This window comes from Pseudomonas sp. 01L34 (genome assembly GCF_056400265.1).
Genome location: NZ_JBFTSX010000007.1, coordinates 304,646 through 321,326, shown reverse-complemented (window position 1 = coordinate 321,326; position 16,681 = coordinate 304,646). Strand labels below are relative to the sequence as shown.

At 59.2% G+C, this 16,681-nt stretch carries 10 protein-coding genes and 1 pseudogene; 5 read left to right on the top strand and 6 right to left on the bottom strand.

From position 1 onward, the window contains the following. The first annotated feature begins 104 nt into the window (after positions 1–104). Genes AC1DQM_RS23230 through AC1DQM_RS23220 form a run of 3 tightly spaced genes read left to right on the top strand, consistent with a single transcriptional unit; the run spans position 105 to position 4,141 of the window. Complete coding sequence (locus AC1DQM_RS23230) at positions 105–1,046, top strand: glycosyltransferase family 2 protein (protein ID WP_019651333.1); 942 nt, start codon at positions 105–107, stop codon at positions 1,044–1,046. Position 1,047: 1 nt separating this feature from the next. Further along, on the top strand, positions 1,048–2,556 hold the full coding sequence (locus AC1DQM_RS23225; protein ID WP_477746913.1) for a glucosyltransferase domain-containing protein: 1,509 nt from the start codon (positions 1,048–1,050) through the stop codon (positions 2,554–2,556). Further along, positions 2,546–4,141 carry a glycosyltransferase family 39 protein gene (locus AC1DQM_RS23220; RefSeq protein ID WP_477746912.1) on the top strand — a complete coding sequence of 532 codons (1,596 nt, stop codon included), beginning with the start codon at positions 2,546–2,548 and terminating at the stop codon, positions 4,139–4,141. Before AC1DQM_RS23225 ends, AC1DQM_RS23220 begins: the two co-directional genes overlap by 11 nt. Here AC1DQM_RS23220 and AC1DQM_RS23215 read toward each other — a convergent pair. From AC1DQM_RS23215 to AC1DQM_RS23190, 6 genes are all read right to left on the bottom strand, one after another. After that, entirely contained in the window at positions 4,119–5,738 is a 1,620-nt protein-coding gene (locus AC1DQM_RS23215; protein WP_018926637.1) for an FMN-binding glutamate synthase family protein, read from the bottom strand. The two genes, AC1DQM_RS23220 and AC1DQM_RS23215, sit on opposite strands and share 23 nt — an antisense overlap. A gap of 280 nt (positions 5,739–6,018) precedes the next feature. Continuing rightward, entirely contained in the window at positions 6,019–7,425 is a 1,407-nt protein-coding gene (locus AC1DQM_RS23210) for an ATP-binding protein (protein WP_086946077.1), read from the bottom strand. Continuing rightward, positions 7,422–9,233 carry a DAHL domain-containing protein gene (locus AC1DQM_RS23205; protein WP_230139328.1) on the bottom strand — a complete coding sequence of 604 codons (1,812 nt, stop codon included), beginning with the start codon at positions 9,231–9,233 and terminating at the stop codon, positions 7,422–7,424. Before AC1DQM_RS23205 ends, AC1DQM_RS23210 begins: the two co-directional genes overlap by 4 nt. Next, positions 9,230–10,189 (bottom strand): cytochrome-c peroxidase, encoded by a 960-nt coding sequence (locus tag AC1DQM_RS23200; RefSeq protein ID WP_477746911.1) that lies wholly within the window; start codon positions 10,187–10,189, stop codon positions 9,230–9,232. The genes AC1DQM_RS23205 and AC1DQM_RS23200 overlap by 4 nt, the downstream gene beginning before the upstream one ends. Before the next feature lie 44 nt (positions 10,190–10,233). Continuing rightward, a complete protein-coding gene (locus tag AC1DQM_RS23195) occupies positions 10,234–12,096 on the bottom strand; it encodes a putative bifunctional diguanylate cyclase/phosphodiesterase (protein WP_064616301.1) in 1,863 nt (620 codons plus the stop codon). Continuing rightward, positions 12,093–14,399: a GGDEF/EAL domain-containing response regulator gene (locus tag AC1DQM_RS23190; RefSeq protein ID WP_018926632.1), complete on the bottom strand. Its 2,307-nt coding sequence runs from the start codon at positions 14,397–14,399 to the stop codon at positions 12,093–12,095. The genes AC1DQM_RS23195 and AC1DQM_RS23190 overlap by 4 nt, the downstream gene beginning before the upstream one ends. Positions 14,400–14,656: 257 nt before the next feature. Between AC1DQM_RS23190 and nosR the strand changes: the two genes are divergently transcribed. Beyond that, a complete protein-coding gene (gene nosR / locus AC1DQM_RS23185; protein ID WP_019581571.1) occupies positions 14,657–16,009 on the top strand; it encodes a response regulator c-di-GMP phosphodiesterase, NosR family in 1,353 nt (450 codons plus the stop codon). A 216-nt stretch (positions 16,010–16,225) separates the two neighbouring features. After that, positions 16,226–16,659: pseudogene (locus AC1DQM_RS23180) on the top strand (NUDIX hydrolase). Positions 16,660–16,681 lie beyond the last annotated feature (22 nt).

The following is a 16,681-nucleotide window of genomic DNA, read 5'->3' as shown; positions in this document are numbered from 1 at the left end:
GATCGAACGGCGTGGCCGTCGGTCTGCCGGACTGTCCGTGCACCAGAACTCCCCATGATGGCATCTGGCGAGCATCTACACTTCGGTTCTCAGGAGTGTGAAACGTGAAGGTTTCGCTGATTGTCCCGGTATTCAACGAAGAGCAGGCGATCAGTCTGTTCCACCAGGCGGTGCGTCGTGAGTTGAAACTTGACCCTTATGAAGTCGAGATCGTGTTCATCAACGACGGCAGTACCGATCAGACGGCTGAGCAGGCCAAGGCGCTGGCCCAGGTCGATGAACAGGTATTGCTGATCAATTTCTCGCGCAACTTCGGCAAGGAACCGGCGTTGTTTGCCGGGCTGGAGTATGCCACCGGCGATGCGGTGATCCCCATGGACGTGGACCTGCAAGACCCGATCAGCGTCATCCCGCGGTTGATTGCCGAGTGGCAAAAGGGTGCCGATGTGGTGCTCGCCAAACGCCGGGATCGTACCAGCGACAGTTATTTGAAACGCCACAGTGCGGCAATGTTCTACCACCTGCTGAACAGGATTTCCTACACCCGTATCGAAGAGAACGTCGGGGATTTCCGCCTCATGGACCGCAAGGTGGTCAATGTGATTCGCGCACTCCCCGAGCATCAGTTGTTCATGAAAGGCGTTCTTTCGTGGGCCGGTTTCACCACCGTGGTGGTGGAGTACGAGCGGGCCCAGCGGGTGGCGGGACGCAGCAAATTCAATGGCTGGAAGCTGTGGAACCTGGCGCTGGAAGGCATTACCTCGTTCAGCACCGTACCCTTGCAGTTGTGGACTTACATCGGCGGCGGCATTTCAATCTTCGCGGTGCTGTATGCGGTGTACATGGTGCTGGACAAGATTTTCTTCGGCAACAGCGTCCCCGGTTACCCTTCATTGATGACGGCCATATTGTTTCTGGGCGGTGTGCAACTGATCGGCATCGGCATTCTTGGAGAGTATGTCGGTCGCATCTACATCGAAGCCAAGCATCGGCCCCGGTATGTGATCAAAGACGTCATCGGCGGCAAAGACCGGGTCGGGCTTTAGCATGGGCAGACTGAGCGATTTTTTCAGCGGCGAAATCGGCCGTCGTCGGGTCTGGCTGTTTTTTCAACTCGCGACGCTGATCTATGTCATTCCGCTGATCCTCGCCGACTATCCCTACATCGATGACAACTGGCGTTCGCTGTCCGCCGGCACGGACTGGGTGGGGCAGGGGCGGTTATTCACCGAGCTGTTTTACAACGCGCTGACCTTCAGCGATGCCGCACCGAACATCTTTCCATTGCCGCTGTTGATCGCCTCCCTGGCCATGACTTTTGCGTTGACCAGCCTGACGTTTCATTACTACCCGCAGCCGACGCTATCCTGCTGCATGGTGGTGTTGCCGCTTTGGTACAACCCGTTCTTCCTGCAGAACCTGTCGTATCAATACGACGGACCGGCCAATGCCTTGAGCCTGGTGGCGGTGATCTATGCGATCACGTTTCGTCATCCTTCGCGCATCCTGCAATGGCTGGTGCCGGCCTTCCTGATTGCCCTGGGGCTGGGGCTCTATCAGGTGAGTATTAATGTATTTCTGGGCCTGTGTTGCCTCGAACTGCTCAGGGGCGCGAACGATAAATGGGCCTGGCCGCAATGGTGCGAGTTGATCGGCTGGAAACTCGCCCAGGTGGTGCTCGGCGGCTTGATCTACAGCGTCACCGCTTATCCATACATGGATCAGACCCGTGTTTTGTTCCTGAACTGGGCGGCAGCACCCTGGCTGCAACTGGAAATCAACATCGGCCGCGTGCTGGAAAAAGTCGTGCTGCTGTTTCACGGTGGATTCACCTGGGTGTTCGCCGTGCTGCTGTTGTGCGCCATCGCGGGCAGCGTGCAGCTGGCCCGGAACGTGGTGGCACGCCAGGACACGGCGTTGAGAAAAGTGCTGATGGGCCTGGCGTGTGTGCTGACTGTGCCGACCGTGATTTTTCTAGTGTCGGGGGCTGTGTTGTTTTTCCGGGATTTCAATGAAGGCGCCAGAACCTTGATGGGGTTCGCAGTGCTGTTGGTGCTGCTGTTCTATTTGAGCCATCTGGCGCTGGCACATATTCATGAGCGGCTGACGCTGCTGTTGGTGGTTCCGTTGCTGGCCATGCTTTCGCTGTCCTACGGCTATGGTCGCGTACTGTCGGTGCAGAACACCTTCGCTTCCAGCGCGTTGTTTTCCCTGGGGCATGACATTGCATCCCATCGGCAACTGCGCGAGGCCAAGCGCATTTACATGTCGGTGAGTTATTCCGATCACTGGCTGGTGGAGGCTGCGGGCTCGTTCAAGCGGATGCCGGTTTTGCATTATCTGCTGAACATCAACTTCTACATGCTGGCGGAAAACCTGCCGAAAGCGGGCATCACCAACGTGGTCGCGGAGCGGGAGCGACGCAACGCGACGTTGATGGGTTATCAGGGTTATCCACCGCTGGTGGATAACAAGTTCTACAACCTCTATCTGTTGGGTGACTACGGTTTTATCGTGATGAAAGAGCCGACGCCGATCGCCACGCTTGCGTGGTGAAACGGTGAGCGCTCCTGTGATCTATCTCAAACGCTTGCCATCCGGGGTTGCCGACGGTGCGGGTTTGCTGGGGGTGCTGGCGATCGCATTGTTGGCGAGATTTCACGCCATCACCGTGCCGGTCATCTGGTACGACGAGGCTTACAGCATACTGCTGGCCGAGGGCTCGCCTGCGTACATCTGGGCCACGACGGCTCGGGATGTTCATCCGCCGCTTTACTATGTCTTGCTGCATTACTGGATGGTGCTGTTCGGTCATGGCGTGTTATCTGCGCGGTCCCTGAGCGCACTGGCTGATGTCGGCACGCTGTTGCTGGGCATTAAATTGATGAGCCTGTTGGCGACGCGAAGGGCGACATGGATCGCAGCATTGTTGTTGGCGTTGCTGCCGATATCGGTGCGCTACAGCCAGGAAGTGCGAATGTATACCTTGCTGGGGTTTTGGCTGATGGGGGCGACTGTGGCGCTGGTGTGCTGTGTCAAGGCGCCGGATCAAAAGCGTTACCCGGCCGTTTACGTGCTGCTGATGACGGCGGCTTTTTACACGCACTACTTCGCCGCATTGTGCGTGTTGGTGCATTGGCTTTTTTGGTGGCGAGTGCGCAAGGTCCAGGACACGGTCCCCGTACGTGCGTGGATACTGGCCAACAGTGCAATCGTCGTGTTGTACCTGCCGTGGGCACCGCCTCTCGTCAGTCAATTGCTGCGAATGGATGGGCTCGAATGGATACCGCCGCTGACCTGGCCGACGGTGCTGGCCTTCGTTTGGCAACTGGTGGTGATGGAGGGTTCGACCAGTGACTTATGGCGCGTGACACCCTTGGTTTTGATCATGGTTTGCGCCGCTGCCGTACTGTTCAAGGCACGCAACGAGCGACCCTTCAGTGTTTTGCTGGTGGGCTATTTCTTTGTGCCGGCGCTGACCGTGTTTCTGGTGTCGCTGATCGTGCCGGTTTTCAATGCCAGGTACCTGGTATTCGCCGCCGCTGCGTTGCCCCTTATCGTTGCGCTCGCGCTGGACGCATTGAGCCAACGCCACGCTGTCCTTGCTGCTGTCGCCATGGTTTTTATTGTCTTGGTGGAAGTGCACGGGCTGTCGGCGATTTACGCACAAACGGATGAGATGAACGGCACCAGCATTCGCAGAGACGCGAAACTGGACGCCGTGGTCGCAGGTCTTGGTCGCGAGGTGCGTCCGGGTGACGAGATCATTGTGGATAACCTGTATTGGTACTTGCCGTTCACCTACTACAACGCCACCGGCATTCAACCAAGGCTATACGTCGTCAAATCGCCGACCGGCACCCTGTGGGGAACCGCCGAATACGGTGGTTGGGCACTCATTCCCCGCCACCTGCTCTGGATTCTCTTCAATGACTTTTCGACCCTGAAACTGAACGCCAAGAGGGTCTGGTGGGTAACGGGTTATGTGCGCCCTGAACATGACGCCTTGTTTCCCGAACACTGGAAACAGGTGCTGACGTTGAAAGAGGGAGACAGTGAGGCTCGTTTGTTCATTCTGGAGGGAGCGCCAACCGTTGAGGTCGGCGCGCAAAAACACCCTATGCGGCAGCCGTTTCGTTAGGCTCAAAACTGTCCGCCCGTGCCATCTGCCACATCCGCGAATAAAACTCGCCGTTCACTTCGCCAGTGAGCAATTCCCCCGGTTTCAAGAACACATGCAGCTGCGAGAACAGCTTGATCTCGGTCGCCGACATGCGTCGCACCAGATGCTTGGCCGACAGCTGTGAAGGATGGTCGAGGCCTGCGGCGGCGAGCATTTCGGCCAGGGCCTTCAGCGTATTGCGATGGAAGTTGTACACGCGCTGGGCCTTGTCCGGAACGACCAGCGCGCGCTGGCGCAGGGTGTCCTGGGTGGCGACGCCGGTCGGGCATTTGTTGGTGTGGCAGCTTTGTGACTGGATGCAGCCGATGGCGAACATGAAGCCGCGCGCCGAGTTGGCCCAGTCGGCACCGATGGCCAGGACGCTGGCGATGTCGAAGGCACTGACGATTTTGCCGCTGGCGCCGAGTTTGATCTTGTCCCGCAGGTTCAGGCCCACCAGGGTGTTGTGCACGAACAACAGGCCTTCACGCATCGGTACGCCGATGTGGTCGGTGAATTCCACGGGCGCGGCGCCGGTGCCACCTTCCTTGCCGTCGACCACGATGAAGTCCGGGAGGATGCCGGTTTCCAGCATGGCCTTGGCGATGCCCATGAATTCCCACGGGTGGCCCAGGCAGAACTTGAAGCCCACCGGTTTGCCGCCGGACAGTTCACGCAGTTGCGCGATGAAGTGCATCATTTCGATCGGCGTGGAAAACGCGCTGTGGCGCGACGGCGAAATGCAGTCTTCGCCCATCGGGATGCCACGGGTTTCGGCGATTTCCTGGGTGACTTTGTGCTTGGGCAGAATCCCGCCGTGGCCGGGTTTGGCGCCTTGGCTCATTTTGATTTCGATCATCCGCACTTGCGGGTTCTGTGCCTGGGCGGCGAAGCGTTCCGGGTCGAAGCGCCCATCGGCGGTGCGGCAGCCGAAGTAGCCGCTGCCCAGTTCCCAGGTCAGGTCGCCGCCGTTTTCCCGGTGATAGGGGCTGATGCTGCCTTCGCCGGTGTCATGGGCGAAGTTGCCGAGTTTGGCGCCCTGGTTCAACGCGCGAATGGCGTTGGCGCTGAGGGAGCCGAAGCTCATGGCCGAGATGTTGAACACCGACGCCGAGTACGGCTGGGTGCATTGCGGGCCGCCGACCATCACCCGGAAACTGCTCGGGTCGCTCAACGGCGCCGGGCGCATCGAGTGGCCGATGAATTCGAAACCCGACTGATACACGTCGATCAGCGTGCCGAAAGGTTTGTCGGCGCTCTCGTTCTTGGCCCGCGAATACACCAGCGAACGCTGGGCCCGGGAGAAGGGCAGGGCATCGCTGTCGGATTCGAGCAGGTACTGGCGGATTTCCGGGCGAATGCCCTCCACCAGATAACGGATATTGCCCAGGATCGGGTAGTTGCGGCGCACCGCATGAGGGCTTTGCAGCAGGTCGAACAGGCCCACCAGGCTGAGGACGCCGGTGACGGCGGCGATCGGCCAGAGCCAGTCGTATGCCAGGAAGGGCAGGCTGGCGAGGGTGAATATCACACAGACGGCAAAGAAGGCGTAGCGGCTCAGGAGTGACAGGCTCATACGGTTTCCTTGGGTTCGGACTCGGTCATATAGGACCGTGGTATACAGGCTTTTGTGGCGAGGGAGCTTGCTCCCGCTCGGCTGCGCAGCAGTCGCAAAACCTGCTGACGGGATTTGTCTGACTGAACGCATTGCCTGTTTTGGGATCGCTTCGCGATCCAGCGGGAGCAAGCTCCCTCGCCACAGAGATCTCCTGTGTAAGCACAGAGCGTCAGGCATTCTGCGCCTGGAGAATAAACGAAAACAGCCTGGATTGAGATTTGATCCCTTGCTCGGCTGGTCAGACAGCCGCTTTCGATTGGCGCACCGGCAGCTCGACCCGAAACGTGGTACCCACGCCGACTTCGCTGCGTACCGAAATGTCGCCCCGGTGTTTTTTCACGATGCCATAGGACAGGGACAACCCGAGCCCTGTCCCCTGGCCCACCGGTTTGGTGGTGTAGAACGGGTCGAATATCTTCTGCAGGCATTCCGGTTCGATGCCTGATCCGGTGTCCGCGACTTCGATCGACACCGTTTCACCTTCAAGCCCGGTACGCAGGGTGATGGTGCCCCGTTTCGGCCCCATGGCCTGAGACGCGTTGACGATCAGGTTCATGATCACCTGATTGATCTGCGACGGCAGGCATTCGATGTCAGGCAGCGTTTGATACTCCTTCACCACATCGGCCTTGTACTTGAGTTCATTGGCGACGATGTTCAGCGTCGACTCGATGCCCTGTTGCAGGTTGGTCCACTGCCATTCCTGATTGGAGTCGACGCGGGAGAAGTCCTTCAAGTCTTTGACGATCTGCCCGACCCGATTGATGCCGTCCTTGGACTCCTTGATCAGCAGCGGAATGTCTTCGCGCAGAAACTCCAGCTCGACCTTTTCCCGGAGCTGGCCGAGACGTTCGAGGACCTCGCTTGAGGTAATGGCCGCCTCCGCCTCCCGATAGGCATCGAGCATGGTCTGCAGTTGCTTGAAATAGCCATCGAGGGTGCCGAGGTTGGAGGAAATGAAGCCGATGGGATTATTGATTTCATGGGCGACACCCGCCGCCAGTTGCCCCAGCGAGGCGAGTTTTTCCGACTGCACCAGTTGGCTTTCCAGCTGTTTGCGCTCGTCGATTTCCCGCTGCAATGCTTCGCTGGCCTGCTTGAACTGGGTCGTGCGCTGATCCACCAGATGCTCCAGATGACTCATCTGGATAGACGCCCGTTCGGTCATGTCCCATTTGGTGAGCAGGGTGTTGGCCATCTGCTGGACTTCGATATTGTCGAACGGTTTTTTCAGAATCAGCAGGCGGTCGTGGGCGTGCAGGCGCTCCAGCAGTTCATCCCACGAATAGTCGGAATAGGCGGTACACACCACCACTTGCAGGCTCGGGTCTTCCTGCCACAGGTGTTCGATGGTCTGTGCACCGTCCCAGCCCTCGGGCATGCGCATGTCGACGAAGGCCAAGGCGTAGGGGCGGTTTTCCTGTAAGGCCTGGACGAGTTTGCCCAGGCCCTCCTGACCGCCGTAGGCCGAATCCAGTTCGAACAGCGGTTGGGTGGATTTCACTTCGCTGCCGAACAGCGCGGCCTCCATTTCGTCCAGTTCCGCATGTTTGGCTGATGTCGGGGTGAGGATCTTGCGAAAGTCATCATGGATGGACGGGGTGTCGTCGATCAGCAGAATGCGGCGGTTTGATAGGTCGCTCATGCTTCCTCCATGACGGGGTTCAACGGGATCTGCAAGGTGAACAGGGCGCCCTTGCCCGGCCCGTCGCTGTGGGCGGTGAGGTGGCCGTTCATTTCGATCGCGGCCAGCGCGCAGCTGTGCAGGCCGAAGCCGTGGCCTTCCTTGCGGGTGGTGAAACCGTGGGCAAAGATCCGCGTCATGTTTTCCGGCGCAATGCCTTCGCCGTCATCCTTGACGCTGATTTGCAGGATCGTGTCCTCGACGACTTTTACCCCAAGGGTGATCTGTCGGGCTCGGTTGCTGAGGTCGGACATGGCGTATTTGGCGTTGCTGATCAGATTGATCAGGATCAGCAACAAGCGGTGCTTGTCGCCCATCACTTGCGGTACGTCGCCGTACTCCTTGACCACCGTGACGTGATGCCGGGTCAAGGCGCCTGCGTTCATGCGCAGGGCGTCCTCGAGCAATTCGCTGATGTACAGCGGTTCCACCAGGTTGTTGGCCCCCGCGTAGGACTGCTGGGTGGCGACGATGTCTTTGATGTGATCGACGCTTTTGCTCAACTGCGCGAGTTCCTCGGTCATGCCTTGCTGTTCGAGGGCAATCGCCTCCACCAGTTGATTCAAATAGCCTGGCAGTAGTTTTCCTTTTTCGTTCTGGGTCAGAAAAGTGCCGAGGTCGCTTTGATGCTCGTTGATCAGCTGCATCGCCTTGCCCAGCCCCTGGGCCTTGCTGCTACGCAGCCGGCGGCTGACCAGATCGGCCGAGATATTCACGCTGTTGAGCACGTTGCCGACGTTGTGCAGCACGTTGGTGGCGATTTCGGCCATGCCGGCCTGACGCGCGGTGTCGAGCAATTCGCTCTGGGTATCCTTGAGTTCGCGGGTGCGCTCTTCGACCCGTTGTTCGAGGACTTCGTTGGCGGTTTGCAGTTCCTTGTTGACCCGCTGAGTCTCCCCGAAGCTGCGCATCAGGCGGATTGCCAGGTACACCAGCACCAGCACCAGCAGCGTCGAAAACACCAGCATGTAGAAGTGGTAGCGCTGGTCGATGGCATCGGTTTGCTGCTGGTCTTCGTTCAGCAGGCTGGTAATGTCGTCCAGTCGTTCGGCCACGGGAATGGCCTCGATGTTTTCCAGTAACCGATTGACCACCGGTTGCTCACGCAGGATCAGGGTGACGTGGTTACTCAAAATATCGATCGGGCTGTGAAACTGCTCCGGCAATCGTTGCTTGTTAACCCCCAGTTTGTTCATCCCCAGCAGAATATCCGCCGCTTTATCGTCGGAGGTGACCTGGGCGAATTCCAGGCTGCTGAGCAGCAAGTCGTAAGTGTCGGTGGCGATGTTCTGCAGTTGCAGCTTGTCTTCATCAGGCAGTTGGGCAAGCGGTTGCTGGATGTCGTCTTCGGCCGTGGGCAGGAACGCCAGTGAGTTGCGCAGCACCGCGTTGTGGGATTTGAATTGCTCCACCAGCCGGGTTTTTTCCTGGATGGCGGCAAGGTATGCCTCATGACTGGCACGCCAGGTCGGCGTGTCGTTGCGGCCGTGATTGGACTCCATGCTCTCGAACCGCTGCCACAGGCGCGTCATCTCGCTCAGCGGTGTCACCAGTGGATCGTAGTTGTGACTGATGGCGATCCTGGCCTTGAGAATCTCGGTTTCCCATTGCGCGTTCAACTGTTTGATCCGACCGATCAGGTCCCGGGATTCGGCGTAGGTCGACGTCTCGTTCGAGCTGGACTTGAGGTACAGGAACAACAGCGTCGAGGCCAGCAGCACGGCCACGGCTGCGAGCAGTGCCAGGTTGCGACGGGGGAATGTTTTCATAAAGGTTTGCCTCCCCATTCACCGGTCAGGGTCTTGAGGAATTTGATGATCAGGTCCTTGTCCTTGTCGGAGGGCACACGACCGAGCTGGAACTTGAACATCACGTCTACCGCTTCTTCGAGGGTTTTAGCCGAGCCGTCGTGAAAGTACGGCGCGGTCACGGCGACATTGCGCAGGCTCGGCACCTTGAACACGTTGCGGTCCTCTTCGGCCTTGGTGACCAGATAGCGGCCCAGATCGGCTTCGGTGGGGTTGCCACGAGCCTGAAAGTAATCACCCATGACCCCGAATTTCTGGAACATGTTGCCGCCGATGTTCACCCCCTGATGGCAGGCAATGCAGCCGTAGTCTTTGAAACGTTGGTAACCGTATTTCTCGTCAGTCGTGAGGATCTCGGTATTGCCCGACAGGTATTGGTCGAAGCGCGAGTTGGCACTGATCAGCGTGCGCTCGTAGGTGGCCAGGGCACTTTGCACATTGTTCATGGTGACGCCGTCCGGGTAGGCCTTGGTGAAAGCGTTTTTGTAATCCGGGTCGGCGGAGAGCATCTGGACCACTTGTTCCCAATGACTGCCCATTTCACTGGGGCTCTGCACCACTTCGTGGGCTTGGGTTTCCAGAGAATCGGCGCGGCCATTCCAGAATTGCCGGAAGTTCAGGCTCGCGTTGAACACGCTCGGGGTATTGATCGTCAAGGGATCGCCCTTGAAGCCAGTGGACAATGCCTTGTCGTCGGCGCCGCCGATTTCCAGACGATGGCAACTGGCGCAGGACAGGCTGTTGTTGACCGACAGCCGTGGTTCGTTGAACAACCGGCGACCGAGTTCGACTTGCAAGGGATTCTGCTCGGGCACTGCGGGCAAGGGTTTGAGCGGTTCGTCCAGCGGTGCGCCACTGGCTATCAGACAACAACCGAGTAGAGGCGCAAGGAGCAAGTTGCAGAAGGAACGTGACATCTTGTGATTCCTTGGCTCAGGGCCTGTGTGTCGTTGCACATCGTTCAGGAGAGGGGCTTTACGGAGGTCAGGTATTGCACGAAGGCGTCCGGCTCCACGGCTTTGCTGAAGTAGTAACCCTGGCCTTCCTCGCAATGGAGCGCCTTGAGAAAATTCAGTTGTTCGAGGGTTTCCACCCCTTCGGCAATGACCGTCAGATTGAGGCTTTTGCCCAGGCTGATGATGGCGCCGACCAGAGCCGCGTCGTTGCTGTCACGGCCCAGGCCACGAATGAACGATTGATCGATTTTCAGTACATCGATGGGAAACCGTTGCAAGTAACTCAGGCTGGAATAGCCGGTGCCGAAGTCATCGATGGCCAGCCGTACCCCCAATGCCTTGAGCCGACTCAGCGCGACCATCGTGGCATCGACGTTCTGCATCAATACGCCTTCGGTAATTTCCAGCTCCAGCAAGGCCGGGTCCATGCCTGTGTTCTGGAGTATCTGTTCGATGCCGTCGACAAAATCCCGCTGGCGGAAATCGATGGCCGACACGTTCACCGACATGCACAGATTCGGCAGGCCTTTTGCCTGCCAGGTACGGGCTTGCCGACAGGCCTGGGCCAGCACCCATTTGCTTAACGGCACGATCAAGCCGCTGTCTTCGGCCACTGCAATGAAGTCTGTCGGGTAGATCCAGCCGTGCCCCGGTTTTTGCCAGCGGATCAACGCCTCGGCGCCGACCACCTTGCCGCTGCCCAGGTCGAGTTTCGGTTGGTAGTGCAGGACAAACTCGTTCCGCTCCAGTGCCAGGCGAATCCCCGACTCGATGGTCTGCTGTTCCCGCGCGCGCTGGTTCATCTCATCGATGAAAAAGCTGAAATCGTTGGGGCCGCTTTCCTTGACGTTGCGCATCGCGGTTTCGGCTTTCTTGATCAGTGCGATGGCATCGAAACCGTCATCGGGATAGATGCTGATGCCCAGGCTGGCCGTCACGCTCAAGTCGTGCCCGGCGACGTGCTGGGGCGCACGTATGGCGTTCAACAGTTTTTCGGCGATGCCCTTGGTCTGTTGGGGGTGGTGGATGTCGGCCAGGATCACCACAAATTCGTCGGAGCCGTAGCGAAACACCGAGTCGGAGGCGCGCACGCAGGCCACCAGGCTTTGCCCGACACGCTTGAGCATCTCGTCACCGGTCGGGTGGCCCAACGCATTGTTGATCCGCTTGAAGCGGTCGAGCCCCAGAAACATTACCGCCAGTTGTTTGTCATGGCGTCTGGACAAGGCCAGGGACTGGTTCAGCCGGTCACCCAGCAAGGTGCTGTTGGGCAGCTCGGTCAACACGTCGTACTGCAACAGATGAGACACCTTGAGCAGTTCATGGACCCGGGCTTCGATGGTTTGCTCAAGGCTCAGTACTTTCATCGCCGCGTCCTGCGCCATCTGCCACTTCCAGGTCAGGGCGCTGGCCATCTGGCGGATTTCCAGGCTGTCGAAAGGTTTTTTCAACACCAGCAATTGATCGCCGAACTCCAGCCGTTCGGCCATGGCTTCCCAGGTGTAATCGGAGAACGCCGTGCACAGCGCGATTTGCAGGTTAGGGTCGACCTTCCAGAGCCGCTCGATGGTTTCCAGACCATCCCAGCCAGGCGGCATGCGCATGTCGGTGAACGCCATGGCGTAAGGGCGACCTTCTGCCTGGGCCCGCTTGACCAGTTTGAGTGCTTCCTGGCCCTGATAGGCGGAGTCGAGCTGGAAGACCAGCCGAGTCGTTTGCGGGGTGTCGAACAGCGCGGCTTCAGTGCCGGCGAGGGTGAGTTCATCGTCGGTATCGGCGCCCAGGATCTTGCGGAAGTCCTCATGGATCGAGGGCGTGTCATCGATGATCAGAATGCGCCGGTTGGCCTGGATGAACGGAGTTTTCATTCCTTGTCCTCCGTGGCACGTTGCGAATCACCCGGCATTGCTCCGGGATTGTGATTCGCGCACACGATGCTCCCGGCTTTCAACAGTTCGGCGGCCTGCTGGCTGCTGACCGCTTTGCTGAAGTAGTAGCCCTGGGCATTCATCGGTGAACCGGTGGCCATCAGCGAAGTACGTTGCTCCTGGGTTTCGACACCTTCGGCGATGATGCCGATCCCGACGTCGCGGGCGAAATTGATAATGGCCCGCAAGGTGGTGGCGCTGGCCGCGTCGTGGGCGGCGGTGTCGATGAACGCCTGAGCGAGTTTCAGGTGATTGACCTGGTAAGTCTTGAGGTAGTCGAACGAAGAGTATTCGGTGCCGAAGTCATCGATGGCGATCTTCACCCCCAGCTCACGCAGGCGTGGCAGGATATCGTTGTGCGTCCACTTGGTCTGGGCCAGGGTCGCTTCGGTGACGTCGAAACGCAGGTCCCACGGGCACAGATCCCAGCGGGCAGTGGTGCGCAACACGTCATAGATCAGCTCGGGACCACTCTTGAGCTGGGCCAGGGACAGTTTTATCGCCACCACCGGTGGTGCCATGCCTTCATCGCGCCACTGGTGCATTTGCCGACAGGCGCGCTCCAGCACCCAGTGACCGAGGGCGATGATGATGCCGGTCTTTTCCGCCGCGGGCAGGAATGCGGGGGCTTCCAGTAAACCGCGTATGGGGTGATTCCAGCTGACCTGCGCTTCCATGCCGAGGATCTTGCCACTGCTCAGGTCTACTTCCGGCCAGTAACGCAGTTCGAGCTCGTCGCGTTCGATGGCGGTTTTCAAGTCGTTGGCGATGGTCATGCGCTCGACCACTTCCTGATTGATTTCCTCGGAATGGAAGTGGTACTGGTTGCGGCCCTTTTCCTTGGAGCGATACAGCGCCATGTCGGCCTGGGTCAACAGGCTGTCGGCGCTGAGGCTGACCTGGGCGTAGCTGCTAATGCCGATACTGACCGAGACCCGCACGTCGTTGCCGGCCAGGGAGTAGGGCAGCACCAGTGCATCGCGGACCTTGGCGGCCAGGGCTGCTGACTGGGTCGGATCGCCGACGTCCAATTGCAGAATCGCGAACTCGTCGCCCCCCAGACGGGCGACCACGTCGTTTTCCCGCACGCAGGTTTTGATCCGTCGGGCGACCTCCTGCAGCAACAGGTCACCCACCGGGTGGCCCAGGGTGTCGTTGATGCGTTTGAAGTGATCCAGGTCCAGGTAAAACATGGCGAACGGGGTGGCCCCGCGCCGGGCGGCGGCGAACGCCTGATGCAGGCGCTCGATCAGCGTCGCGCGGTTGGCCAGCCCGGTCAGCCCGTCGGTGCGGGCCAGCAGGGCGATCTTTTCCTCGGCCAGTTTGCGTTCGGTGATGTCGATGATGATGCCTTCGACTTCCAGCAAGCGGCCTTCATCGTCGCGCACCGGGATGTAGCGGTTTTCGACCCAGCGCCAGTCACCGTCGCCGGTGCGCATCCGGAATTCGATGGAAGCACCGGCTGCATGGCGGTCCAGCACCCGCGCCATGGCGGTGTCGACTTTCTCTTGGTCGTCGGGATGGATCAGCTCCTGAGCCCAGTTGGAAGAAGCCACCAGGGCCGCCGCGATGTGGCCGTATTTGGTGATGTTGTGGGAGATATACATCAACGGAAACGACGGTTCGCCGCGCAGCCGATACAGAATGGTCGGGCTGTTCTGCACAATGATGTTGGCGTCGGACAGCTCCCGGGTGCGCTCCTCGACCGCTTGCTCCAGCAGGGACATCTTCAGCGCCGCGTCTTCGGTCATTTGCCACTTGGCGGTCAATGCGCTGGCCATCTGGCGGATTTCGATGGCATCGAAGGGTTTTTTCAGGATCAGCAGGCGATCGCCCAGATCCAGGCGCTCGTCGATGTCTTCCCAGGAATAGTCGGAATACGCGGTGCAGAGCGCCACTTGCAGCTTGGGATCGACCTGCCACAGGCGTTCGATGGTTTCCAGGCCGTCCCAGCCCGGCGGCATGCGCATGTCGATGAAGGCCATCGCGTAGGGTGAGTCATTCGCCAGCGCGGTCTCGACCTTGTCCAGCGCCTCACGGCCCTGAAACGCGGATTCGATGATAAAACCTTGCGACGATACCGACACGGGGGTGCCGAACAGGGCGTTTTCAGCGCTGGCCAGACTGTCGTCTTCGATCGATGACGGGCTGAGAATCTTGGCGAAATCCTCGTGGATCGACGCGGTGTCGTCGACGATGAGAATCCGACGATTAGTCCGCGCAAGCAGCGTATTCACTGACATGCGCCTGTACCGACAGCAGTTTGGTGCGATGAGCTCATAGAGGGTATCCCTTCCCTGAGTGCAGGACGGAGCGGGCATCGTTTGGATCCGAGTGACCTGAGCATAGTCGTCCGGTCGGATATTCGCCCGGTTGACTGAAACGAATCATTTGCGGAGTCGGTCGGAAAATCATCTAGCCTGTAGCTCAGGCTCGGGAAAGTCAGAGGAAGTTTTTTCGCGCCTGACATAAAGAGGCTGGTTTCACTTGAGGTATCGCCATGGAAGAGCAGCTCCCCACGACTGTGACCGATAAACCCACGTTACTGCTGGTCGACGATGAGGAGTCGATTCTCAACAGCCTGCGCCGCCTGCTGCGCAGCCAGCCCTATGAGGTGCTGCTGGCCACCAGCGGTGCCCAGGCCCTGGAAATCATGGAGCAGCGGTCGGTCGATCTGGTGATGAGTGACGCGCGAATGCCCAATATGGACGGCGCCACGCTGCTGGCCCACGTCCATCAGCGCTACCCCGACACCACCCGGATCATGTTGACCGGTTATGCCGACCCCTCGGCCATTATCAAAGCCATCAATGAAGGGCAGATCCATCGTTACATCAGCAAGCCCTGGCACGATGAGGAAATGCTGCTGACGCTGCGGCAATCGCTGGCCTATCAGTATTCCGAGCGTGAGCGGTTGCGTCTGGTGCAGGAGACCTGGGACCAGAACGAAAAACTGAAGCTGCTCAACACCACCCTGGAAAAACACGTCGCGGCCCGCACCAGCGAGCTGCAACAGACCGCTGACATGCTGGACCTGGCTTACGAAGAGCTCAAACGCAGCTATGTCACCGGCACGGAAGTGTTTTCGTTGCTGGCCAACCTGCGCCTGCCACCTGCCAAGCAGACCAACCGGCAGATCATCGAACTGGTGCGGGTGTACTGCAAACTCCATTACTTGGACGAAGCCACCAGTCGAGACCTGACCATGGCGGCGGCGCTCTACAACATCGGTAAATTGAGCTGGACCGACAGCATGATGAGCACGCCTTCGGATCTGCTGCATCACAATGACCGCGAGCGCTATCGGGGTTATCCGAAGCAGAGTGAGTCGCTGCTGATGACGCTCGACCCGATGAAAGATGCCGCGCGGCTGATCCTGCATCACCAGGAGCGTTGGGACGGCAGCGGTTTTCCCGATCGGCTCAAGGGCGAGGCCATTCCGCTCGGTTCACGGTTGCTGAAACTGGCGGTGGATTTCATCGAGTTGCAGCGCGGGCTGATCCTCGAACGGCAGATGAACAGCGATGAAGCCCTGGTGTATATCCGCCAGTACGCCGGTCGGCTCTATGACCCGGAACTGGTGGAGGATTTCATTAAGGTCTGTGCTGCTTACCTGAGCGATGTGACGCTGGCCGATCCGACGGTCAAGGTGCTGACCACCCGGGACTTGGCGGCGGGCATGATCCTGGCGCGCAACCTGAATGCCGACAACGGCATGCTGCTGCTCAATGCCGGCAAGGTGTTGAACGGGCCGCTGGTGGAGAAACTGATCGCGTTCGAGGCGATGGAAGGTGCCAAGTACAGCATTTTTGTGAAAGTGCCGGAGGAAGTGGCGATTCTCGAGACGAGTTGAGCTATCAGCACTGATCAACAGTGGGAGCGGGCTGTGGCGAGGGGGCTTGCCCCCGTTTGAGTGCGTAGCACTCACAAGATCTTTGATACATCAGAGACTTTGGGGCTGCTTCGCAGCCCAACGGGGGCAAGCCCCCTCGCCACAATGCTTTTCGGCGTGACGAAAAGCCGGCGCTCATGTGATCCTTGCGCCTTTACCCAAGGCCAATCCTGATCCATGACGCTTTCATCCGCCGCTTCGCCCCGCATCATCCACATTGCCGCTGCCCTGTTGATCGGCCCCGACGGTCGCACCTTGCTGGTGCGCAAGCGCGGCACCCAGGCGTTCATGCAGCCGGGGGCAAGATCGAGGCTCATGAGCAACCGGTCCACGCCCTGGCCCGTGAGCTGGAGGAGGAATTGGGACTGGTCATCGATCCGGCGCACGCCACCTACCTGGGGCCATTCTCGGCACCGGCCGCCAACGAGCCGGGTTTTGTCGTACAGGCCGAACTGTTTCAGCTGACCATCGATTCTGACGTTTGCCCGGCGGCGGAAATCGAAGAGGTGCGCTGGATCGACCCGGCCACCGACGGCGATCTCACGCTGGCGCCATTGACACGAGACCTGATCTTGCCGTTTTATCGAGCTTCACTGATCGAAACCGCCTGATCACCCAGACCCTCTGACTTCA